At 47.2% G+C, this 23,281-nt stretch carries 13 protein-coding genes; 2 read left to right on the top strand and 11 right to left on the bottom strand.

Annotated features, from left to right (window positions below; all coding sequences use genetic code 11):
* The 5 genes from N483_RS10915 to N483_RS10895 all read right to left on the bottom strand — a co-directional run.
* Positions 1 to 3,204 (bottom strand): non-ribosomal peptide synthetase (locus tag N483_RS10915; RefSeq protein WP_155735410.1); only part of this gene is annotated, 3,204 nt, incomplete at its 3' end.
* 335 nt (positions 3,205 to 3,539) lie between these two features.
* Positions 3,540 to 7,910 (bottom strand): type I polyketide synthase, encoded by a 4,371-nt coding sequence (locus N483_RS10910; RefSeq protein ID WP_023401255.1) that lies wholly within the window; start codon positions 7,908 to 7,910, stop codon positions 3,540 to 3,542.
* A 2-nt stretch (positions 7,911 to 7,912) separates the two neighbouring features.
* Complete coding sequence (locus N483_RS10905) at positions 7,913 to 13,159, bottom strand: non-ribosomal peptide synthetase (RefSeq protein WP_023401254.1); 5,247 nt, start codon at positions 13,157 to 13,159, stop codon at positions 7,913 to 7,915.
* A 211-nt stretch (positions 13,160 to 13,370) separates the two neighbouring features.
* Complete coding sequence (locus tag N483_RS10900; protein ID WP_023401253.1) at positions 13,371 to 13,571, bottom strand: MbtH family protein; 201 nt, start codon at positions 13,569 to 13,571, stop codon at positions 13,371 to 13,373.
* A 56-nt stretch (positions 13,572 to 13,627) separates the two neighbouring features.
* Complete coding sequence (locus tag N483_RS10895) at positions 13,628 to 16,060, bottom strand: penicillin acylase family protein (protein ID WP_023401252.1); 2,433 nt, start codon at positions 16,058 to 16,060, stop codon at positions 13,628 to 13,630.
* A gap of 282 nt (positions 16,061 to 16,342) precedes the next feature.
* Between N483_RS10895 and N483_RS10890 the strand changes: the two genes are divergently transcribed.
* The gene (locus N483_RS10890) at positions 16,343 to 16,864 is read left to right on the top strand and encodes an RNA polymerase sigma factor (protein ID WP_023401251.1); all 522 of its coding nucleotides are present in this window, start codon (positions 16,343 to 16,345) and stop codon (positions 16,862 to 16,864) included.
* On the opposite strand, the gene N483_RS10885 is transcribed toward N483_RS10890, so the two are convergent.
* The gene (locus tag N483_RS10885) at positions 16,861 to 17,319 is read right to left on the bottom strand and encodes a TerB family tellurite resistance protein (RefSeq protein WP_023401250.1); all 459 of its coding nucleotides are present in this window, start codon (positions 17,317 to 17,319) and stop codon (positions 16,861 to 16,863) included. The genes N483_RS10890 and N483_RS10885 overlap by 4 nt on opposite strands.
* A gap of 101 nt (positions 17,320 to 17,420) precedes the next feature.
* Between N483_RS10885 and N483_RS10880 the strand changes: the two genes are divergently transcribed.
* Positions 17,421 to 17,762, top strand: a complete 342-nt coding sequence (locus N483_RS10880) for a hypothetical protein (RefSeq protein ID WP_023401249.1) — start codon at positions 17,421 to 17,423, stop codon at positions 17,760 to 17,762.
* 49 nt (positions 17,763 to 17,811) lie between these two features.
* On the opposite strand, the gene N483_RS10875 is transcribed toward N483_RS10880, so the two are convergent.
* The 5 genes from N483_RS10875 to leuA all read right to left on the bottom strand — a co-directional run bounded on the left by N483_RS10875 (position 17,812) and on the right by leuA (position 23,156).
* A complete protein-coding gene (locus tag N483_RS10875; protein ID WP_023401248.1) occupies positions 17,812 to 18,414 on the bottom strand; it encodes a hypothetical protein in 603 nt (200 codons plus the stop codon).
* A gap of 91 nt (positions 18,415 to 18,505) precedes the next feature.
* The gene (gene leuD, locus N483_RS10870; RefSeq protein ID WP_023401247.1) at positions 18,506 to 19,105 is read right to left on the bottom strand and encodes a 3-isopropylmalate dehydratase small subunit; all 600 of its coding nucleotides are present in this window, start codon (positions 19,103 to 19,105) and stop codon (positions 18,506 to 18,508) included.
* Entirely contained in the window at positions 19,102 to 20,505 is a 1,404-nt protein-coding gene (gene leuC / locus N483_RS10865) for a 3-isopropylmalate dehydratase large subunit (RefSeq protein ID WP_023401246.1), read from the bottom strand. The genes leuD and leuC overlap by 4 nt, the downstream gene beginning before the upstream one ends.
* Before the next feature lie 30 nt (positions 20,506 to 20,535).
* A complete protein-coding gene (leuB, locus tag N483_RS10860) occupies positions 20,536 to 21,612 on the bottom strand; it encodes a 3-isopropylmalate dehydrogenase (protein ID WP_023401245.1) in 1,077 nt (358 codons plus the stop codon).
* Positions 21,609 to 23,156, bottom strand: a complete 1,548-nt coding sequence (leuA, locus tag N483_RS10855) for a 2-isopropylmalate synthase (RefSeq protein WP_023401244.1) — start codon at positions 23,154 to 23,156, stop codon at positions 21,609 to 21,611. The genes leuB and leuA overlap by 4 nt, the downstream gene beginning before the upstream one ends.
* Positions 23,157 to 23,281: the final 125 nt, after the last annotated feature.

Below are 23,281 nucleotides of genomic sequence, written 5' to 3'. Positions count from 1 at the left end.
CTCGATGGCCAATTGCGCTATCGTCGGTGCCTCAAAGACTTGCTTGGCACTCAAAGCAAAACCATGCTGGCGCATCGCAGCAACGATTTGTAGGCTGAGAATGGAATCACCGCCCAGTGCAAAGAAGTTGTCATCACGACCTATGGGGCTGTGTCCAAGCACCTGCTGCCAAGTTTGACACAGCAATTCCTCGCGCTCACCTTGTGGTGCCTGATAGGCTGTTTGTGTTTGCAGTGTCGGCTCAGGCAACGCTTTTCGGTCAACCTTACCATTGCTGCTCAGTGGTAGAGACTCCATGACCATAATGCTACTTGGCACCATGTAATCTGGTAGCGCGTCACTCAAGCCTTGTTGTAATTGGCTGTCATCCAGTGACTCACCACTGACATAGGCTGCCAAACGGGCACCACCATTTGGACCCTCGATAGCAACCACAACCGCTTCTTTAACACCAGGCTGTGCAAACAGCTGGGTTTCAATTTCCCCCAGCTCAATACGCAGACCACGGATCTTAACCTGATGATCGGTTCGCCCTAGATATTCAAGCTCGCCCTGCTCACTCCAACGCACTAAGTCACCACTGCGATACAAACGACTGCCATCTGTCGCAAATGGATTGGCAACAAAGCGCTCAGCGCTGAGATCTGGACGGTTTGCATAGCCTCGTGCCAAACCGATACCGCCTATATACAATTCACCAACAGCACCGATCGGGCTTAAGTTTAGTTGCTGGTCAAGCACCCAAAGTTCACACCCTGCGATCGGCTTGCCAATCGGTACAGCTTTATCGGCACGGCCGTCACATTCGTAATAACTGACATCGATGGCAGCTTCAGTCGGACCATATAAATTGTGAATTTCAAGGTCAGGCAATAGCTTTAATGCATCTGCCTGCAGTGCTGCGGGCAATGCTTCACCACTACAAATAATGTGGCGAATGCTGTCGCAGTGTGAGGCCTTTGGTTCGCTGATAAAGGCCTGTAACATTGAGGGAACAAAGTGCAACAGAGTCACTTGCTGAGCTTGGATAAGCAATGCCAATTCGCGGGGTTCTTTATGTATTTCAGGCTCCGCTACGACGAGGGTGGCGCCGCGCATTAATGGCCAGAAAAACTCCCACACAGACACATCAAATCCATAAGGTGTTTTTTGCAATACGCGATCTTCCCTGCCGATTGGATAAGCTTGATCTTGCCAGCTGATACGGTTGTATAGAGCGTGATGATTGTTGATCACGCCTTTTGGTTTACCAGTCGAGCCAGAAGTATAAATAACGTAAGCGGCTTGTTCAGGTAAAATGGTCACACTCGGGTATGCCCCCTCTTGAGATGTCAACGTTTTTGCAAGTTCAGACCAATTAAAATAGGGTACATTAAACTGCGCACCGTCCCGATTTCCCAGTACCAGTTTAAAGGTGCTATTTTGGGCAATATAGTCAACGCGGTCGGCAGGTAAATTAGGATCTAGGGGCACATAAGCTGCGCCACTTTTCATCACCCCAATCAAGGCGATGACCATTTCGAAACTACGGTCAAAGTACACCCCAATTTGATCTTCCCGACCAACACCTTGAGCAATTAACCAGTTTGCCAACTGATTGGTATATTGTTCAAATTTGGCGTAACTAAGATGTTCGCCAGCGAAGATCAAAGCACTGTGCTGAGGCGTTTTTTGCGCTTGCTCGCTAATGATGTCAGGGATTGAGTGCTGCCAAGGAAAAGCCGAAGCACCTTCGGAAAAAGACTCTAAGCATTGCTGTCTATGTTGTGGATACCAGTCTAAGTATTGCAGTGGAGCGCTCGGGTGGTTTGATACCGCCAAGAGCAAGGCTGCAAGTTCATCCAAACAATGCTTAGCAAACGCTTCGCTGTATAAGGTGTTGGCGTAATACAGGTGCAAGGTGGTTGCGCCTGTCACTTCCTCGATCACATCCAATTGCAAGTCAAACGGCATCGAAAAACGCAGCGCTTGGGTATCTTTGAGCGAGACCCCTTGCAGTGCATCCATAGCACCTTTATCACGCTTTAAGTAGTTGAACATGACCTGAAATAATGGGTGACTGCCGGTACTACGCGGCGGCTTGATAGCATCCAACAAATGTTCAAATGGCAAATCCTGATTTGCTTGTGCAAATTGTGAAAATGACTTGGCTTTTTCCAGTAACGTTGCAAAGTTATCTTGCGGATCAACTTCCAATCTCACCACTTGAGTATTGATAAAAAAACCAATTAATCCATGTGTTTGTGCATGGTGACGGTTGGCAATTGGCACCCCAACTTTAACATCACTTTGGTCACTATAGCGGTGCAACAAGTATTGAAATGCACTGAGCAAGACCAAATAAGGCGTCACTTGGTGTTGTTTGGTGAGCGCTTGCACTTGCTGCCAAAGCGCCGTTGGCAACGCTAGAGACTGTGTCGTGATCGGATAGTTGCCACCTTGTCTTGCGAGACTATTTGCGGGCAACCTTAAAGGTTCAAAGTCATCGCCAAGCGCCGCTTGCCAACCAGCTAGCTGCTTTTCCAGCAGTTCAGTTTGATCCTGCTTGGCGAGCCATAAGGCATAATCTAAATAATCGGCTTTGGGTTCAACCTCAGGTAAACTTTGGTGGTTTTGCAACAAAGCATAGGCTTGAATAAATTCATTAAAGAGCTGCTGCATTGATGTACCATCAGTCACAATATGATGCATAACAACGAGTAAGGTACACTCCCCTTGTGACTCTAATAGTGCAACTCGCAGTAGTGGCTCAGCAGTCAAATCAAAAGGTTGATCGGCAATTTCGAATGCTTGCTGTGCACTATCCGATTGGCTAGGTACATCAACAAAGGTAAACGCGCTCTCGCTTTGTAGCTGCTGTACTGTGGCGTCGTGCTCAACACTAAATCGGCTATTCAAGATACCGTGTTTTGCAACCAAGTGGGTAAATCCAGCTTGTACCCAAGCTTTATTTAATTGCCCTTGGAAAGTCAGTGTACCAGCTAAGTTGTACACGCTGTCTTCTGGGTCTAACTGCCACGCAGTCCACAATCTCTGTTGAGCCGGCGTTAACGGGACCTTTGCAGCTCTGTCTTGGCGGATCTCTAACTGGTTTTGTTGTGCTCTGGCCTGACTGTCTGCCAACTTGGCTTTTAATTTTAGTTGCTGCTCTTCAGTTAATGCGCCACCGCGCTCGCGTCTTCTTCTGCGCTTTTGCTCGCTCATGCTGATCCCACCTGACTATCTATTATTGTGCACTGCTAATTTGAATTTTTCGCTCAAAGTTGAGCGGCTCACTGCGCTCTAACTCAACCGTATTGCAATATGTTTTGGCCAAATACCTACTCGCATTCACAACCACATGCAGCGGCAAAAAACAGACAAGCTGTCTTTTTAGGCTGATGAGTTTGAATTTATGGCTGTGGTAGTTACATCGAATTTTGCTTTGATGTGTTGGTAAAATAGCTCTTGATGCCAGCTAGACGTTGGGAAAGGAAAAAAATAAAGCAGGAGGCCAAAAAGGCCTCCAAAAAAGTGTCCTATGTGCTGCGAATACTCGCTTACTCTTGGAGCAACTGCTCTTCGATCAGGAAGGTGAGATTGTCTAAATTGGGATCTTCAAAAAAGGTGGCCGGCTCGATTTCTACCGCAAACTGCTGTTTGACCTTCGCCAACATTTGAATGGCGATAAGAGAATCGCCTCCTAACTCAAATAAGTTGTCAAAAATACCGATTTCATCAAACCCTAAAAACTCCCCCCATATCGCGGCTAGTTGCAACTCTAACTCGCTTTCTGGTGCTTCAAACTCCGTATCTAAGTCAGGGCGTTTGTGGCCTTTCGGTACTGAGGTGGTTGCTTGCATTAACTTTTCCGTTAGTTCTGCAACTTTATCTGCACGCGCTTGCCACGATAAACTTGCCGCATACAATTGCGACGCTTGCGATTGCGCAATACCCGCTAGTAAAATTTGCGCTGCAGCCTCATTAATACCAAAGTCTTCACCGACACTGTGTCCTGCTGCCATACCAATATTTGCCCACGCATCCCAGTTAATCGACTGCACTAAGAAAGGATGTGACTGCATCGCGACCGCATCGAGGTAACTATTGGCTGCACAATAGTCACTTTGACCCATAGCGCCAAGTACTGACGCCAGTGATGAACACAAAATCATGCGTTCAAGAGTGTGCGCTTTAAACGCGGCTAACAAATTATCAGTACCGCGAGTTTTCGCAGCCATACTTTGTGCAGCCTGCTCTGCGGTTACTTGAGCAAGCATCCCACCTCCAGGCAGTCCAGCGGCGTGGATCACTTGAGTGATACGACCAAGAGACTGCTCTGCGTGGCTAATTGCGACATTTAAACTGGCAATATCAAGTACATCCGCCGTAACGACAGCGACACGCGCACCATTGGCTTTAAGTGATTGTAAAGCACGGATCTGGTTCGCCAGTTTGTCATCGACGTCATCGCCATTCAATAGTTCAGACCAACGCTCACTTGCAGGAAATTCACCGCGAGTTTGCAAGATAACAGCGTGGCCTTGGGCCGCCAATAGGTTAGCCAATACCAGACCAACCCCGCCCAATCCACCAGTGATAAAGGTCACTGGCGTCGATACTGAGTTTACCAAAGCATCCACTTTCGGCACTACTTGCTCGGTCAGAATAAAGCGCTGGCGCCCACGGTACGCAACTTCCGTCGCGTCATTGCCCAAATCCTCAACCAGCTGCATTGCAATATTTGATTGTGTCGCATCACGCTGTGCAACCGACACCTCTCGCAACTGACAACGAATGGCAGCCTGTTCCATGCCTATCACTCGTGTGATACCCAGTGCAGTTGCCTTGTCTGCAGATACAGTTTCTTCTCCCAGCACACTGAATAACTCACTCGCAACCACAGTCCAGTGCATTGTGCCTTGGCCCAATAACCACTTAGCAAGAGGTAGAAGAAGTTGATAACCACAGTTTTGCGCGTCTAACAAACGGCAATCCACTATGCGATCGAAGCCGCCAAGTTGCTCATGCAACTCATTCAACTGACTTTGGTCTTGGCAATTTACACGGTATTGCCCCTGCTCAAGGGCACTGAATGACTCGCCTTGCCACACCACAGTCACTGCTGCACCAGAGCCAGCCAGCGCTGCACTTATCTGTGAACACAGTGGCGCGTCAGTGGCAATCATCACCACTTTTTCGCCCTCTAAGTTCGGGGCCAATGCGGCAGAATTAAGTTGTTGCTGCCAAATTGGTGCTAACAGCTCAGGCCCAGTACTGGTGCTGACAGGTACGGCAGATGCCGTATTGGTTTTTGCATCAACCCAGTACTCTGTTGTATCAAACTGGTATGCTGGAAAGGCGATTTCTGTATTGTGTGGATGTGCAGAAACTTGTGACCAGTTGACCTCGACGCCCAATTGCCACAATTTTGCCAGCGTTTTCACAAAGGGAGGCACTGGCGCTTTTAAATCTCGCGCATGAGCAATCGAATTTAAGACCGTGACATCATCATTCACTGATTGTGCAGCCAACTTTTGCAGGGTATCTCCCGGGCCAGCTTCGATCAGCACATTACATTGTGCGGCTAGGGTTTTCACGCCATCGACAAAATTCACCGCTTGGCGAATATGATCAAGCCAATACTGAGGCGATGTAGCTTGCTCTGGTGTGATCCAAGTGCCAGTGACATTTGAAACAAATGGTGTTTGTGGGGCATTTAATTGCACCTGTTTTAGCACCTCAGAAAACTCTTCCAACACAGGCTCAGTGAGGTGACTGTGGAAAGCATGGGACACATGGAGTCGCGTCACGCTGATATCAGCGGATTTTAGCTCACTTTGCAAAGCTTTTATGGCTTCTTTGCTGCCCGCTACAACCGTATTACTCGGACTATTGCAAGCTGCAATATCTAACTGAGCATTTAAATAGGGTTGCAAACTTGGCGCATCACTCATCACTGAAAGCATCGCACCGGGCGCCATTTTTTGCAGCGCTTCACCACGGGCTGTCACTAGCTTCACAGCTGTTTCCAAACTCATCACTTCGCTCAAACACGCTGCCACATACTCGCCAACACTGTGTCCCAACATAGCCTCAATATGGATGCCGTGCACTTGATAACACTTAGCCATCGCATAGGCCACGACAAATAATGCAGGTTGCGTCACACGGGTTTGCCCAAGTAACTGATTAGCTGCTAGCACCTCATCATCATTTGGGGTAAAGACACGGCGTAGCTCATCTTGTAAACCCGCATCAAATAATGCGACAACTGCGTCAAACTGAAGTTTGAATTCTGGAACATGTTTTAACAGCGGCTGGGCCATCGTGACATATTGTGAACCTTGACCTGAGAACATCAACGCTACCTGAACCGCGCTGGTTTTGTCACCGTGAATATCGCGCATCAATAACTGCTGTGCCTGCTCTGCACTGTCGGCAACCACCGCATGACGAACCGGGTGTACTGTACGATTATGCTGCAATTGTGCTGCGATCAGCGCTAAGTTATCTGAACTTTGTTGAAGTTTAATCGCTAAGGCTTGTCGCTGTGCTTCAAGGGATGATTGCGTATTACCAGAGAGCGGTAAGATATGCCATGGCGTTGTTTGATTGTAAGAAGCCGCAGGTGCATTGTATTCTTCTAAAATGACATGCGCATTGGTTCCACCCATCCCCAGTGAGCTGACCGCCGCTCGGCGTACCGAGTCACTGTGCCATGGCTGCAATTGGGTATTGACGTAAAACGGACTGTCAGCAAAGTCAATCTTGCTGTTGAGAGGCTCGCAGTGCAAACTCGGAGGTAGCGTTTTGTGACGCAGTGCTTGTACTGCTTTGATAAGCCCAGTAACCCCCGCAGCCGAATCCAAGTGGCCGATATTGGCTTTGATTGAACCGATTGCGATTTGCTGCTTGTCACACTGGCCATAAGCGCGGCTCAATGCGGCAATTTCGATGGGGTCGCCTAAGGTTGTACCTGTGCCATGGGTTTCAATATAGCCAACCGAGCTTGGCTCAATATCAGCAAATTCGAGCGCCGCTTCAATGGCGCCAGCTTGGCCTGTCACACTTGGTGCGGTATAGCCTACTTTTTCTTTACCGTCATTGTTAATAGCTGATCCTTTGATCACCGCAAGTATATTGTCACCTTGCTCAATCGCATCTTCAACGCGCTTAAGTACAACGGCCGCGCTGCCACTACCAATTAGGATCCCATCGGCGTGTTCACCAAATGCGCTCAGCTGCCCAGATGGTGATAAGCTGCCACCCGCAGGGGCATGATAGCCTTGTTGATGATTTAAATTGAGCCAAACACCACCTGCAAGTGCCGAATCACACTCATAGTTTTGCAGTGAGCGACATGCCATATGTACCGCGACTAAAGACGTTGAACACGCGGTTTGCACTGTAACAGCCGGGCCCGTTAGGTCCAGTTCGTAACTCACTCGAGTTGCCAAAGAGTCTTTATCATTGCCATTGGTCAGCGCTAACAAGCTGGTGATGTCTTGTTGGCTATCCCCGAGTAAGTTCTGTAACAAGTACGCAGGGACACCACAACCGGCAAACACACCAGTGAAGTTACTGCTCCCAGTAGTAATACCCGCATGCTCCAACGCATGCCAACAGGTTTGCAAAAATACCCGTTGCTGTGGATCAAGCTGTGCCGCTTCCTTTGGCGTATAACCAAAAAATGCGGCATCAAATTGCGCCATGCCAGAAAATGGAATACCGCGTTTTACATAATCAGGATGTGCTAGATCTTCCTCGCTTACGCCCGCCGCTCGCAGTGTCTCGTCGTCTAAATCTTGCACTGCACAGTGCCCGTCACGCACATTTTCCCACAGCGCATCGACGTTTTGTGCATCTGGGAAGCTGCCTGCCATACCGACGATGGCAATATCTAGTTCACTATAATTACTTTCTGACATTGTTATGATTCTCTTGCTTTTCTTTTACGCGCTGCAATCGCGCCCATGCCGCGTTTTTGTTTCGCGCCAGTTGGTTTATTCGTTGTAACTGGGGCTGATTTTGATTGTGCACCACCGAGTAACACGGCCAAACTGGCTATGCTCGGATGGGCAAACAGCTCCGTCATTTGTAAGTTAGGGTATTGAAGCTTCAACTCTTCATACACGGCCATCAACAGCAGCGAGTGACCGCCAACATCAAAGAAGTTGGCATGCCTGTCGATATCTTCAGTTTTAAGGTGCTTTTGCCAAATATCCGCGATGAGCTGCTCGGTTCCATTCTGGGCAAGCTCGACCTGCTGTGCGGCTCGCGCTACTTTTGGTAACTGCTGACGTTCCAGTTTGCCACTGGCGTTAACTGGAAGTTTTTCTAACACTATGATGTCGCCCGGCACCATGTAGGTTGGCAAGCGCTCACTTAATGCTCGTTTTAGCTTGTCAGCGAATGTGTCATCTGCGAATTTGGCGCTTTGAATATAAGCTATCAATCCTAGGCCATGGGCTTGCTGTTCAGTGACTACGACTGCCATTTCCACCTCAGGCAACTGGCTTAGGTGCTGTTCAATTTCGCCCAGCTCTACTCTAAAGCCACGTACTTTCACCTGATGGTCATTACGACCGTGATACATCAAGTCATTGCCTTGCCAACTGACTAAATCACCTGTGGCATACATACGTGCGCCCTCATCACAGAAAGGATCTGCAATAAAGCGCGTAGCCGTCATCTCTGGCTGCGCCCAATAACCGCGCGCTAAAATATCGCCGCCAACATACAACTGACCTACTTGCCCATTGGGAACAACTTCGAGGTTGTCATCCAATACGTAAAGTTTACGCCCCGCCAAAGCATGGCCTAGCGGCACTGATTGACCCTCACGCGCAGTAAAGTCTTGGCAGGGGTGGATCGCTGCCTCTACCACGATTTCTGTCGGCCCATAAGTGTTTAATAACCGCACATGAGACAAGCCGGTGTTTTGCCAATCTTGGATCCCCGCAACAGACATGGCTTCACCCCCAGAGTGAACTTGACGTAGTTTTGGCAAGTCCAACGCGGCCTGCTGTGCTTTGCGTGCCCAACTCGCGCTGATGCTACGCCAATAAGCAGCACTTAAATCCATCACAGCGACATCGTGTTTTTGTGCTTGTTGGTACAGGGTATCGGCATCCCAAAGCGCATCTCCACGCAGCAATACCGCACCGCCCACTGCCCAAGTTGGGAATAACTGTTCGACAAATGCATCAAAGTTTGCCGTGGCAAATTGCAATACCACATCATTCGCTTGCAAGTTAATAAAGCGCTTAGCTGACTCGATATAGTGCGCAAGTGCACCCAGTTCGATAGCCACACCTTTCGCCTTACCTGTTGAGCCCGAGGTATAATTTAAATAAGCGGTTTGATTTGCATGATGCTCAACCTCAGGGAGTGATATGTGTTGGTGCTGCTCACTCAAGAGAATTTGCGGTGATAACAATGCGCCTTCAAAAGCAACCGCCAATTGAACTTCGTCACTGATAAAAGCTTGGCAGCCACTGTCATTGAGCATGTGCTGTAATTTATCTGCTGGGAATTGTTTATCCAGTGGCAAATACGCGGCACCCGCTTTCAAGCAGGCTAAGGTGCTCGCCAGCATCAATGGCTTACGGCTTTGCATTACCCCAACCACGGACTCAATGCCTAACCCTTTTTCAATTAAGCCATGAGCCAGACGATTTGACGTATGCTCCAACCATTCAAAGCTGTAGTGTTGGTCATTAAATATCACTGCGGTACGCGTGGGATCTCGCTGTGCAAGATCACTGATATTTTGCAGCCAAGATGTATCCGGTAAGCTAATTTTTTCGCCTTGACCCAACTGTAAGGCAGCTGCTTGTTGAGAGTGAATGGCCAAATTGCCAATTGCGTTTTGTGGCGCAGTCACGATCTCGTTCAATAGCACAACAAATGCCGACGTCACGGCATGCATATACTCGGTGTTATACAGCGCTGCATTGTACTGAAACTCGAGTATGAGCTCACCGCTATTAAGTAGGCGTGAATCGATGCTTAGATCAAATTGCGCTTGATCTTGCAGCGCCACCACTTTTTCAACCTCAACACCGGGTAAATCCAGTGCTTGTTGCACATCTTGTTCAAGGTGATTAAACATCACTTGAAACAGTGGATTCTGCCCAAGACTGCGATCAGGGTTTATCACCTCGACCAGCTTTTCAAATGGCAAGTCCTGATTTTTTTGTGCATTGATGGCATGCACCTTGGTTGCAGACAACACCTCAATAAAACTTTGCTGCGCCGACAGCTCGTTGCGCTGCACTAAGGTATTGATGAAAAAGCCCATCAAGGAGTGCAATTCTGAACAGCGACGGTTGGCAACCGGTACACCGATACGCGGCTTGCGCTTACCCGTATAGCGGTAGAAAAATACCTGTAAACTACTGAGCAACAACATGAACAAGCTCGCGCCGTGACTATGAGCAAGCGCCTGTAACTTTTCAACTTCTTGATATGACAGCTGCACCGTTTGGCTTTGCATTGGCGCAGGTCCATTCGCTTGCCTTGGGTGCTGAGGAACAAGCAACTCTTCATCGTCGTTACTTTGTAATTGCGCTTGCCAATAGGCCAATTGCTTTTGCGCGTCAGCGCTTGTTAGCCACTGCTGCTGCCAAGCAGAGAAATCACCATAATTCACTTGAGAAGATGCTGTTGTCAGTGCTTTACCTTCACACAGCAACTGATAATTACGGCTGATATCAGCCAATACCAAGTCAAAACTCCACGCATCACTGGCAATATGGTGCATAACTAACACCAGCTGATAGCGGTTTTCTGGTTGCTTGACCAGTGCCGCTCTGAAGTTTTCACCACGTTCAAGTGCAAATGGCTGCTGGTAAAAAGCTTGGCGCCATACACTGGTTTGTGCTGAGTCGTGCTGTTGACTGTGATCAACGCACTGCCAATTAAGCGTTTGCTGCGTTAATTGCTGCTGCCATTGGCCTTGCTCATCCTTTCCATATGCGTGGCGCAATACACCTTGTTGCGCTAAAACATGAGCAACTGCTGCTTGTAAGTGCGCCTCGTTTACGTCTCCATGTAATGTTAAGCTCGCGCCAATATGATAGGCACTGCTCAGCGGTTCTAGCTGCCATAGGAATAATTGTCTTTGCTGCTGAGCACTCAGTGGATAGGTGCTTTGTGCCAGCGCAGGGATAACATGTTGCTGCTCACCCGTGGCGATGCTGTCACGCACCAATTGGCAAAAATCACCAAATTTATGCGCTGCGAAAACGGCGGTTGGATCTATTTGGCAATGATACGCTTCCTGCACTTTTGCCAACAATAAAGCCGCTTTTATTGAACTGCCCCCGAGGGCAAAAAAGTCTATCTCATTGTGATTAACTGGGTAGCGCAACACATTTTGCCACATGTCTGCTAAGCCGCGCGCTAGGTCATCCCATTGGTGTTGATCATCCCCACCGTGGCAAGTTGATAACTGCTGCAAGTCTACAAGCGTAAAGGCGCCATAAGTTGCCAATTTATCCTCGTTCAACAACTTCATACATGCACTGCGCTGCAACTTGCCACTTGAGGTTTTTGGCAACCCTCCTTGGTCAAGTAGCAATACCAGCTCAGGGCAGTTTCCAAATTGCTCAATGATAAAGTCTCTGACAATCAGCGCTGTTTGTTCTGCTGGCACCTCATTGCGATACACGTTGGCCGTTTCAATCGCAATGCCAATACCCTCGCCACTTTGTTCACTGGGCACTGGAAAAGCCGACACACGACCTTGGCGCACAAAACTCAATGCATCTTCTATCGCACGCTCAATATCTTGTGGGTACACGTTGTGGCCATTCATGATGATCAAATCTTTTTGACGGCCTGATATATATAGCTGCCCAGCGTAAAAGTAACCCACGTCACCGGTTCTTAACCAGCGCTTACCAACATGCTCTACAAACGTTTCTTGTGTGGCCTGTTCGTTTCGCCAATAACCTAATGCGATGCTTGGGCCGCTGACCCAGATTTCACCAATTCCGCCCTCTGTAACTTCATCGTAACTTGATGGGCAAGTGATGCGCACTTGGTGCTCACTGGCCGCCACACCACAGCTCACTTGATGGCTGTAATCTTGCGTATCTCTGCTATCTTGTGCGTGTTGCAAAATGGCTTTGCCCGATGCCAATGCGCGGTTGTCGAACGCCGTGATAACCGCACCTTGAGCGGGAATACTGCCGGTGACAAATAACGTGCCTTCCGCCAAGCCATAACAAGGGTACAAAGCACTGGCCTTAAAGCCCAACGGGGCATATTTTTCAGCAAAATTGAGCAGCGTGTCGTGACGAATAGGCTCTGCACCCGAGAAAAATGCACGCAAACTACTGAGATTAAGATCAGCTACTTGCTTATCTTTAATGCGTTCGATACACAAGCGATATGAGAAATCTGGCCCACCACTGATGGTTGCCTGATACTGATCAATGAGCTGTAACCACCGTGCTGGACGCTCCATAAAATAACGCGGTGAGCAAAGTATCAACTTGTAGCCAGTATAAATGGGCTGTAATAGCCCCCCAATTAGGCCCATATCATGAAAAAGAGGCAACCAGCTTACCAATACATCCTGCTCAGTGAGTTGCATCCCCTCAGCAATGGCTTTCTCATTAGCCAATAAATTGCCATGACTGACCATCACCCCTTTGGGTTTGGCCGTGGACCCCGAGGTATACTGTAAAAATGCAATTTCGTCAGATTGCGCAGGGTGACGCTCTACCGGTTCAGATTGCTCACAAGCCTCGTCAATGACCAACATCTTGCTGCCACTGACCTGTTCCACCAACGCCTCTACAGTCGTGGTAAAACGCGCGGTTGTCAGTACCACTGCGGCTTCTGAGTCTTCGGCAATGCCTACTGTGCGCGCAATATGCTGCGCTTTGGTCGATTCAGGTGGAAAGCTGGGTATGGCGGTCACACCAAGATACTGACAAGCTAAAAAGCTCGCCACATACTCAATTCCCGTATCCATCAAGATCAGTGCTCTGTCACCCGCTTTGGCGTATTTTTGAATATGGCTCGCAACCATAAGGCTATGTGTGTATAGCTCTCCAAAGCTCCATGGTGTGTGTGCTTTTTTGTCAACACATACCAGCGCTGTTTTATCCGGCTGATGCGCGGCATGTTGCGCTAAATGATCCATGATGGTGATGGCGGTCATGATTTACTCCATGAGATATAACTAGCTGTGCGCATATCGACTAATAACCGGTAGCTGAACTGTTGTTTGATGCGCTTAAATAGTGCTTGTTTCAGAGGCAGAAACTCGCTTGGTGATGATATGAAGCGATAGTGAAAGCCAGCCTAGCCTGATATGGAATACCCCATATCATTTCATTGCCAGTTCCATTATCACTTAATAACCTGATTGCTTACGCCATAGCTTGGCGTAAACTCAAAGGACGCATATCTGTCCAATGGGTTTTGATATGCTCTAGACAAGTTGCTTTATCACCGCTTACGCCCGTGTCTTTCCAGCCACCAGGGATCGTCTTATAGCTCGGCCATAAAGAGTATTGTTCTTCGTGGTTAATGATTACTTTAAAAGTGCCGTTTTCGTTGTCAAAACTCATCACATTTTTCCAAAAATTAGACTGTCGCCACTGTGACGCGCGACAGTCTAGGATTTTTAGTCTTTTTTCACGCTAAGTGTGATTTCACTGACTTTATTTTGCTTGATCTGAGCATCTGTGTAAGGCAAATCAATTAATCCTTTGCCCGCAGCATAATGTTCACTCGCATCTGTGAAGTGCGGCGAATTCGGGTTATTGCTCTGTGAATAAGTCAACAAGCCACGTGCCTGTGGTCCATGCTCGTCGAAACCGACTACCATCATCCAACTAGAACCATAATTGATAGGATAACCATCGGTACTTAAGCCCGTACTAATTGTCCAATTTTCATTGAGCACTTCTTTCATTGGCGCAGCATACTGTGGTGCGAACGAGGTTAAATCCATGGCATTGGTCGTGGAGTATATGTTGAAGCCACCACTGTTATGTGGTGAACCCGGCCAAGGGATACGACGATCTCCTTTTTGTAAAAACTGTAGTTCACCAAGTGGCGCATCGATCGCAAAGCCCGCGTTTTCAAGTTGTTTACTCGCGGCAAGAAGCTTAACCAATGTTGATTTTTCCGCTTTAACAATACTCGGCGTCACCGCAGGGAAGGCAGGATTAAATTGGATCAATAGATCTTCATCTTCCAATAAATTAAAGAACTCTTTTGCCAGTGGCGCTGACACAGAGTCTGCATTAAATTTACCATCCCATTTTGCGAATGCCTTACAAGCGGGATCAACAGGCATGCTCAATGTTTCTGTCACGGCAATCGTTTGTCCAGCGTACAAAGCACAGGTTGCCATCACAGTTGGCTTATACAGTTCGAATGACGCACTGGTACCCGTCACAATGCTTTCTAGCTCGTGGCGGTCAAACTTACCATCAGCACCTCGTGCAAAGCGCATCAAGTTTAAATTGTAGCGAGTACGGCGAGTTTGCTTGTAATCAACATGACCGTACAGTGGTGAATAACCTCTGAGCTTTTCTTTGAGGTTGGTCAGCCAGTATGAGTTATTGGCGTTGAGTACATAGTCGTTACGACGCAATTTCGGCGCACGCTCGTACGGTACTTCTTGCTGATACACCAATGCGCTGCTGGTTCCCGGTAGAACAGCCATACGGGTTTTCTTGTACACTTCAGAAATCACAGGGTGTGAACGTAATAGCTCTTCACCGGCCGCAGGTAAGTCAGGTACATTGGAGTCATCAATATAGAATACTTCGCCGTGTTTATCTGCCACGAGTGTGTTGTTAAATGCCAAACCATCGAGTGTTTTAAAGGTATCGATAAACTCATCTAAGTTAGACGCGCGGTTCATTGCCAACCAGTGATCTATGCCCTCTAAGTTATTGAGGTTCGTGTCGCGTACCACGTAGGCATTTTTGCTATCCCATTTGAAGTTTCTCTGATCTTCGACAACATAACCAATTGGCGTGGTGAAGTAGTCCTTCTTCATGGTCAGCACGCCCATCGGCGTTAACACTTCGACATTGACCTGATGCTTTTCAATATCGACCCACTGACCATCAAACTTATATTGCAGTGGGTTTGTAGGATTTAATTCTAACTGGTAGATGACTTCATGTCGGGCCGAAGAGTAAGTATGTGTCCAAGCCACATCTTGGTTAAAGCCAATATTGACGATCCCAGGTACGCCAATTACTGACGCTCCCATGGTGCTAAAATCTCCCTCAACACTGGCATGGTTCGCCCAAAATCGTAAATTACCATTAAATGGGAAGTGTGGGTTTGCCAACAGCAGGCCGCGACCATTCTCAGTTACTTCATGGCCCATTGCCCAGCCATTTGACCCTTGTGTCAATTGCTTTGGTTGGTAGTTGGTGTTGCTTGCCATTAACCAAGGCTGTGGCTGCTTGCTCTCCTGCTTGGCGATGGTCGGCAACCATTCATTACCAGTCCCCGGGTTCGCCTGTAAGATTTGCACTAGCAAACGGCCAATGCTGTTTTGTACCGCTGAGGCCAGTACGGATGCAACCACATCAACACCACTGATAGGCTTTACCCAAGCTTGGCCGCTACAAGCTGGGGCCAATGCAGCTTTACCTACGCTCACATCTTGCAAATACTGGTTATACCCCGCGGCAAAACCATCTGCCAACGCTCGAGTATCTGCCGATAGGTTGGCATACTCCCGCGCCACTCGACCATGTAAGTCAATAATTTTATAGCCTAAATCTAAGCTTACAAAAAAGTTGTCCTGACCATTTTTATGAGGCCCAAGGTACTTGGCGCGCTCCCCTTTTACACGTACATAACCATCCGCCAAAATACATGCATGGTCTTGCGCCTGTGCGTATGCATTACCATAGCCCAAACCAAATAGTGACTTAGCTTGAATATGTGGCACACCATGTTGGGTGCGTGTAATTTTAACATCCTCGCTCAAGCTCATCGTTGAAGTGCTTTCGTGAGCTGAGATATGACCACCTGCTAGGGCAAAACCCGCCACAACAGGGATTAATGTAGATTTTAACTTCATAACTTTCCTTAAGTTCTTAATCACGGTTAAAAATTTAAAGCCGCGCACCCAAGACGAATTAAACCGCAAAAAACCAAAGAAAATAACAAACCCAATTATTGCATTTTTGATAACAAAGGTTGCAAGAACCCACTCTTCTTTGCGCTGTAGTTAATTTGCCTTTAATTAGTAAAACCACACAAAACACTTGACTGCTAATAGAAGATCAAAATAACATAATAGTGATAATTATTCGCATTATCTATTACGGATAAACTTTTAGTACAAATAGGAGTAAATACTGTGCAGCTGTGCAACAAGTGGTCTAAAGTGATTGCTGAGAATGAAGCGAAATTATTGGCTTATTTGAACAATATCCTACGCTGCCCATATCTGGCTGAGGACGCTTTACAGGATACTTTTCTACGCTTATCAGGTATGTCAAAGTGTCAAGATTGCCAAGTGAAAAACACGAAAAGCTACTGCTATCAGGTTGCTAGAAATATCGCGATTGATATGATCCGTAAACAAAATCGCGAATCCCTTGTCGATTTAGAGTCTATTCAAACAGAGCAGTTTGACGACGAGAGTTCGAATATAGAAGAAAAATACATCGATGCACAGCTGTCAGATAAAGTGAATAACACCATTGGTAAGCTGTCTAAACGCCACCAAAATGTTGTCAGCTTTTACCGCGATGGCCGCTTAAAACAAAAAGAGATCGCCAAGATGTACCACATCTCTCCAACCTTGGTGAACTTTATGATCAAAGAAGCAATTCAATCTTGTCAAAATGAACTAAAAGCAGGGGCAGTGACGCACTAATCTGCCAAACCTAACACCGCTTTGACGTTGAGCTTGGCGGCGATAAAGTCGCCATGCGCAACATACATAAGCCCTGCTAACTTGCGCACGGTGTAATCTTCTTGTGGATCTAACTTACCGTCAGCAAAGGCAACCATCCAAAGTAACTCAATGACTTCAATGCGCTCCTCTTCATCGGTGTTGTCATTAACGACTTTGACAAATCGATGCAGATCTATCGCGTCATCAACCAATCGTTGAGCTTCAGTACGAATAAGTTCACTGCTTTGCTCTGATAATTCACAGTGTTGTCGCAATAATTTTGCAATCATTGTGAGCTCATCTGGCGCAATGTCGTTATCCGCTCTCATTACCTCAACCATCAGTGCGCCCAATGCCGTGGCGAAGTCCAGCGGTGCTTGTGCCTGTGATTGTGTGTCTAAACTTGCCAAAAATAATCGTATACGTTCTAACAATTGTCGCCCCTTTTGATACAATTAGGAGATTAATACCCGATAATTGGTTTCATGTAGTTATGCCGTTTCTAACCTCAGTAGTGAGAAAAAAAGCAGTGAGAATGCTGTCAATTGCCTCATTGGGCCTGCTCAGTGCATGTAGCTTCACACCGAATAAAATAGGCGTCACAGAAAAATACTATGACTTTGATCATAAAGTACATTACGAACAAATAAAGTATAGCGATGACCATTATTATTTACAGATAAAAGCAGATTCTTACGCCCATTTTTTGCAACAAAGTGTGTTTTTATTACGCCATAGCCAATCCCTTTGCCAAGGTGTGAAACCGCAAATATTATTGCATGGAGGCGTACAAAGCTTTGATCGTCTACCAACTTTTCCTCGCCCTTATCAACCCGATCTCCGCGTAGAAGTAAAGTGTGTAAAAGAACAGCAATAAAGTGCAACTTGCCAGTATAAATACACTTTATACTGGCATAGTGTGGAGCTTAATCTTGGTAACCCCAAGGCGCTTTTGGCGCTTTAACCGGCTTAGTTAGATCAAAATCCACTCTAAATTCACGACCCTCACGTACTAAACGGTATGTGAACTTATCTTCATAGATAAACATTTGCCACGTATTACCAGCGGACTGTGGTATCTGATGAGCTATAAAAAGCTCTTTAGAGTACTGATCTGCTGGGAATGATTGCACATTATTAAATCCAGCGTCTATCGTGTGACCACCGTACATTGTCGACTTGTCATCACTGCCATCTTTGTGACGATGGTCGTGTTTCAAGCTTAAACCACTTCCCGTTTTCGTAATGATCCAAGTACGTGATGCATCTTTACCCACATGAAATGGCACTTGTAATTCGCGCTCATTACAACGACGCACATGCATAACCAAACGCGCTTCACTAAATGCACTTGGGCCATGGTTATCTAGCGTGACTTTACCTTCGTATGCTTTTCCACAATGTGCTTTGATCTTGTCAAAAAAAGCATCGTGAGTTGGGATAGACACTAAAGGCGCAGGGCGTGCGACAGCTGCACTGCTCGCAAACATTGTTGCGGCAACCAGTAAAGAAGCAGAAAACTTGTTCATTATTGTGTTCCTGAATATGAAAAGCCAAAGGCTAGAATGCCTTTGGCTTAATGGCAAAAAAATGCGACGGTTGGCGTCGTGTGCAGAAAGTTTATTGCCAGGGTCGATTGGCGATAAGTTGTTGCTCAAACGCATCAATATGATGATTAAGCTGCTCAGTTTCTCCAATAAAATCTAACCCACTCAATAATCTCGCTTTGATATCTGAACGTACATCGAACGAGATATCTGCAAAATAATCGCTGCGAATAACTTGCTGTGCTAAGTCAATTTCAATATTCACTTGTGGCTGGCGCTCGCACACTGCAAATAAGCTATCGAGTATGTCGGCGCTAAGTGCAATACACAACATCTGGTTATTGCCGCAGTTATTGAAAAAGATATCGGCAAAGCTCTCTGCTAAGATCACGCTAAAGCCATATTGCTTCAAAGCCCACGGCGCATGTTCTCGAGATGAACCACAACCAAAATTATCACGAGTTAGTAAGACGGTTGCACCTTGATACTGTGCGTAGTTCAAGACAAAGCTCGGATCAGGTGCACCACTGTCTAGGTATCGCCAGTCATAGAACAGCGCTTTATCAAAACCATCTCGACTAGTCGACGTTAAAAACTGCTTTGGAATGATTTGATCTGTATCCACATTGTTTTTATCTAGTGGTGCCATTAATCCGCTGTGGTATACACTCATGCCTGCGCTCCTCGGATATCAGTAAATCGACCTGCGATCGCGGCCGCTGCGGCCATCGCTGGACTAACTAAATGGGTGCGCCCACCGCGACCTTGGCGCCCTTCGAAATTGCGGTTTGATGTGGATGCACAACGCTTGCCTGCCCCTAATCTGTCATCGTTCATGGCCAAACACATTGAACAACCAGGTTCGCGCCATTCAAATCCTGCGGCGACAAAAATGTCCGCAAGACCCTCTTGTTCCGCCTGCTGCTTTACTAATCCAGACCCTGGCACGATAAGCGCTTCAACGCCTTGCGCTACTTTTTTACCCTCGACTATTTTTGCCGCTGCGCGTAAATCTTCGATCCGGCTATTCGTACAAGAACCGATAAACACCGTATCGACCTTGGCATCAGACAAACGCTGCCCCGCTTCAAGTCCCATATATTTCAATGCAGAACGCATTGAATCAGCTTTGATTAGGTCCTGTTCTTCATCTGGGTTCGGGATCGGCTCATCAATACCAATCACTTGCTCTGGGCTGGTTCCCCAAGTCACCTGTGGCTGAATGTCTTCAGCGGCCATTTCTACGACACGGTCAAACGAAGCGCCATCATCCGAGTGCAGTGTTTTCCAATAGTCGACCGCCTGCTCGAAATCTTCCCCTTTGGGCGCAAACGGCCTGCCTTTCAGATAGGCATAGGTAATTTCATCCGGCGCAATCAAACCTGCTTTGGCACCCATTTCGATACTCATGTTACACAGCGTCATGCGTGATTCCATCGACAACGCTTCAATGGCAGTGCCACAAAACTCCGCAACATAGCCTGTACCACCAGCGGTACCAAGCTCGCCAATCACTGCCATAATCAAGTCTTTCGCAGTAACCGTTGGACGTAGTTGGCCATTAATTTGAATCTTAAGAGACTTAGCTTTTTTCTGTTGCAACGTCTGAGTCGCCAACACATGTTCCACTTCAGAGGTACCGATGCCATGGGCTAATGCCCCAAAAGCGCCATGGGTAGAGGTGTGACTATCGCCGCACACTATCGTTGTACCGGGTAAAGTGATCCCTTGCTCCGGGCCCATTACATGAACGATGCCTTGATTGATAGAATCAAGATCATAAAGTTGAACACCAAACTCAGCACAGTTATTTGCCAGTGCCTGAAGCTGATTTTTACTCACTTCGCTGGCCGCATCTATAGAGCGGCTTTTGGTAGATACGTTGTGATCCATGGTTGCAAAGGTTTTTTCTGGACAACGCACTTGACGGTTTTTCTCTCGCAATCCAGCAAACGCCTGCGGTGATGTGACCTCATGCACCAAGTGTCTGTCGATATATAGTAAGTCTGTTTGTTCATTAATTTTGGCAACCACGTGCGATTGCCAAATTTTATCGTATAAAGTCTGTGCCACTTGCTACATCCTTCCTTTAAACACGAACTATTAAATGCGATCTACGATCGCCTGAGCCACATCTAACGTGGTATAAGCTGCTTGCGGGTATATATCTGGTGTCCCAATCCCCTGTGCAACGGCTTCAGCCACCGCTTTTTCGATGCGTCGAGCGGCTTCATCCTCACCTAGGGAATAGCGTAACATCAGTGCTGCGCTGAGGATTTGTGCAATAGGGTTAGCAATACCTTTACCGGCAATATCCGGGGCAGAACCACCAGCGGGCTCATATAATCCAAACCCTGACTGGTTGAGGCTTGCTGAAGGTAAAAGGCCCATAGAACCTGTGATCATGGCACACTCATCAGACAAAATATCACCAAATAAGTTGTCGCAAAGCAGCACATCAAATTGACTTGGCTGTTTCACTAATTGCATCGCTGCGTTATCAATATAAATGTGCTCCAGTGTTACATCTGGATAGTCTCGGCTGACCTCAATTACCACCTCACGCCAAAGTACACTCGATGCCAATACATTTGACTTGTCAACCGATGTGACGTGATTGTTACGCAGACGCGCCGCATCAAATGCAAAGCGGGCGATCCGCTCAATCTCTTTGCGACTGTATTTCTGAGTGTCGAACGCAAATTCGCTTTCACCACTGCCATCTCGACCTTTTTCACCAAAATAGATGCCACCGGTTAGCTCGCGTACACATAAAATGTCAAAACCCTGTGCACTGATATCTGCACGTAGCGGAGAAGACGCACTTAATGCCGGCAGCAACTGGGCAGGTCTAAGGTTGCAAAATAAACCAAAGTGCTTTCTCAATGGCAATAAAGATGCACGCTCAGGCTGCTGCTCTGGTGGCAATTCTGCCCATTTTGGCCCACCAACTGAGCCGAATAAAATAGCGTCTGCCTGCTCGCATGCCGCAAGGGTATGTGCTGGCAGGGCCTGCCCAAATTCGTCGATAGCTGCACCACCTATCGCCTGATGAACCAAGTCTAAATTAAATGCAAATTCTTCACTCACGCGTTCAAGCACGCGCTGCGCAGCCGCCATCACTTCTGGACCAATGCCATCTCCTGCCAATACAGCAACTTGATAACTTTTTTGATTCATCCTGCTTTCCTTTGTTGTTTAAGATCAGACACTTTTCGTGCCCTATCAATTAAGTTGTAAACGCGGATCATTGCTCGAGCTGATGCTTCTACAACATCCGCCGCTAGGCCTGCACCGTGATACTGGCGACCGTCACATTTCGCGATAATATTTACTTGACCAAGGGAGCTTGCACCTTGGCCAGTGGCTTCCAAGTTGTACTCAATCATTTCAACTGCTTGCCCTGTGATGCGCTCTATTGCCAGAAACGCGGCCTCAACGGGACCATTACCGGTTGCCGCCTCTTGCACCAAGTCACCACCTAAGCTCATGCCCACAGTTGCGCTGGCAATTGACTGAGAGTTGGATGACGCATTGACAAACTGCAGCTGATAAAACTCATCTTGTTCCGCAATTTTATTGAAGTAGATCATGGCTTCTAGGTCGTAGTCGTAGACGGTGCCTTTTTGGTCTGCAAGCTCTAAAAAGCTGCTATACAGCTGGTCCATATCATAATCTTCAGCTTGATACCCAAGTTCCGATAAACGGTGTTCAATTACATGACGGCCAGAGCGTGACGTCATATTCAATTGATTGTTAGGCACGCCAACCATTTCAGGCGCCATAATTTCATAGGTATTTTGCGCTTTTAAAACACCGTCTTGGTGAATGCCTGAGCTATGTGCAAACGCATTTTCACCAACAATCGCTTTGTTCGGTTGTACTGGCATATTGCAAATTGTTGCCACTTGGCGAGAGGCGCGATAAATCTCTTCAGTGCGAATGTCGGTATGTACTTTTAGGTGATCTTCACGCATTTTCATAATCATGGCGACTTCTTCTAACGAACAGTTTCCAGCGCGCTCTCCAATGCCATTGATAGTGCACTCGATCTGCCTTGCCCCCGCCTGTACTGCCGCGATAGAGTTAGAAACCGCTAAACCAAGGTCGTTATGACAGTGCACACTCAATCTTGCTTTATCAATATTTGGTACTGTATTGCGTAAATGATGAATGATTGCCGCGTACTCATCGGGCGTTGTGTAACCTACAGTGTCAGGGATATTTATTGTTGTCGCCCCAGCCGAAATTGCACGCTCTACAACTTTGCACAGATCAGCGTAAGGTGTACGGCCTGCATCTTCACATGAAAATTCAACATCATCGGTGTACTGCAATGCTTGTTTTATAGAGCGTTCAGCCATTTCGATAACATCATCAAGGGACTTACGTAACTTATGCTCTAAATGCAAAGGACTGGTGGCAATAAACGTATGAATACGCCCTCGTTCAGCCCCTTTTAATGCAAGTCCACAGGCCTCTATGTCTTTTGGCATAGCACGGGCCAAACCACAAATAATAGGCCCCTTCACCTCTTGAGCAATGCGCTGTACCGCTCTGAAGTCAGCAGGACTCGACACGGGAAACCCCACCTCCATCACATCAACGTTAAGTCGACTTATGGTGTGAGCCAGCTGAATCTTATCTTCTTCGGTCAAGCTTGCCTTTAGAGCCTGCTCTCCATCTCTTAACGTTGTATCAAAAATCCAAACCTTGTCCTGCATTCCTATTTCCTCGCTCGCGCAAAATAAAAAACCCCGCTCGTTGGCGGGGTTTGCTATTTGGTTGCTCAAAACACGCAACTAAGCCCCGCCCTTACCTACAATAATCAGTAAGAGGTTAAGCAAAG

Origin of the sequence: Pseudoalteromonas luteoviolacea NCIMB 1944, from assembly GCF_001625565.1 — a bacterium.
In the GTDB taxonomy this organism is placed as follows: domain Bacteria; phylum Pseudomonadota; class Gammaproteobacteria; order Enterobacterales; family Alteromonadaceae; genus Pseudoalteromonas; species Pseudoalteromonas luteoviolacea_F.
The sequence above is the reverse complement of the archived record's forward strand: the minus strand, read 5'-3'. Positions and strand labels throughout refer to the sequence as shown.

What these genes read in the sequence shown, in the direction of transcription:
- N483_RS10910 (WP_023401255.1), bottom strand. Translation starts at nt 7,910, where the DNA reads ATGTCAGAAAGTAATTATAGTGAACTAGATATTGCCATCGTCGGTATG.
- N483_RS10895 (WP_023401252.1), bottom strand. Translation starts at nt 16,060, where the DNA reads ATGAAGTTAAAATCTACATTAATCCCTGTTGTGGCGGGTTTTGCCCTA.
- N483_RS10875 (WP_023401248.1), bottom strand. Translation starts at nt 18,414, where the DNA reads ATGAACAAGTTTTCTGCTTCTTTACTGGTTGCCGCAACAATGTTTGCG.
- leuB (WP_023401245.1), bottom strand. Translation starts at nt 21,612, where the DNA reads ATGAATCAAAAAAGTTATCAAGTTGCTGTATTGGCAGGAGATGGCATT.
- N483_RS10905 (WP_023401254.1), bottom strand. Translation starts at nt 13,159, where the DNA reads ATGACCGCCATCACCATCATGGATCATTTAGCGCAACATGCCGCGCAT.
- N483_RS10880 (WP_023401249.1), top strand. Translation starts at nt 17,421, where the DNA reads ATGCTGTCAATTGCCTCATTGGGCCTGCTCAGTGCATGTAGCTTCACA.
- N483_RS10900 (WP_023401253.1), bottom strand. Translation starts at nt 13,571, where the DNA reads ATGAGTTTTGACAACGAAAACGGCACTTTTAAAGTAATCATTAACCAC.
- leuD (WP_023401247.1), bottom strand. Translation starts at nt 19,105, where the DNA reads ATGAGTGTATACCACAGCGGATTAATGGCACCACTAGATAAAAACAAT.
- leuA (WP_023401244.1), bottom strand. Translation starts at nt 23,156, where the DNA reads ATGCAGGACAAGGTTTGGATTTTTGATACAACGTTAAGAGATGGAGAG.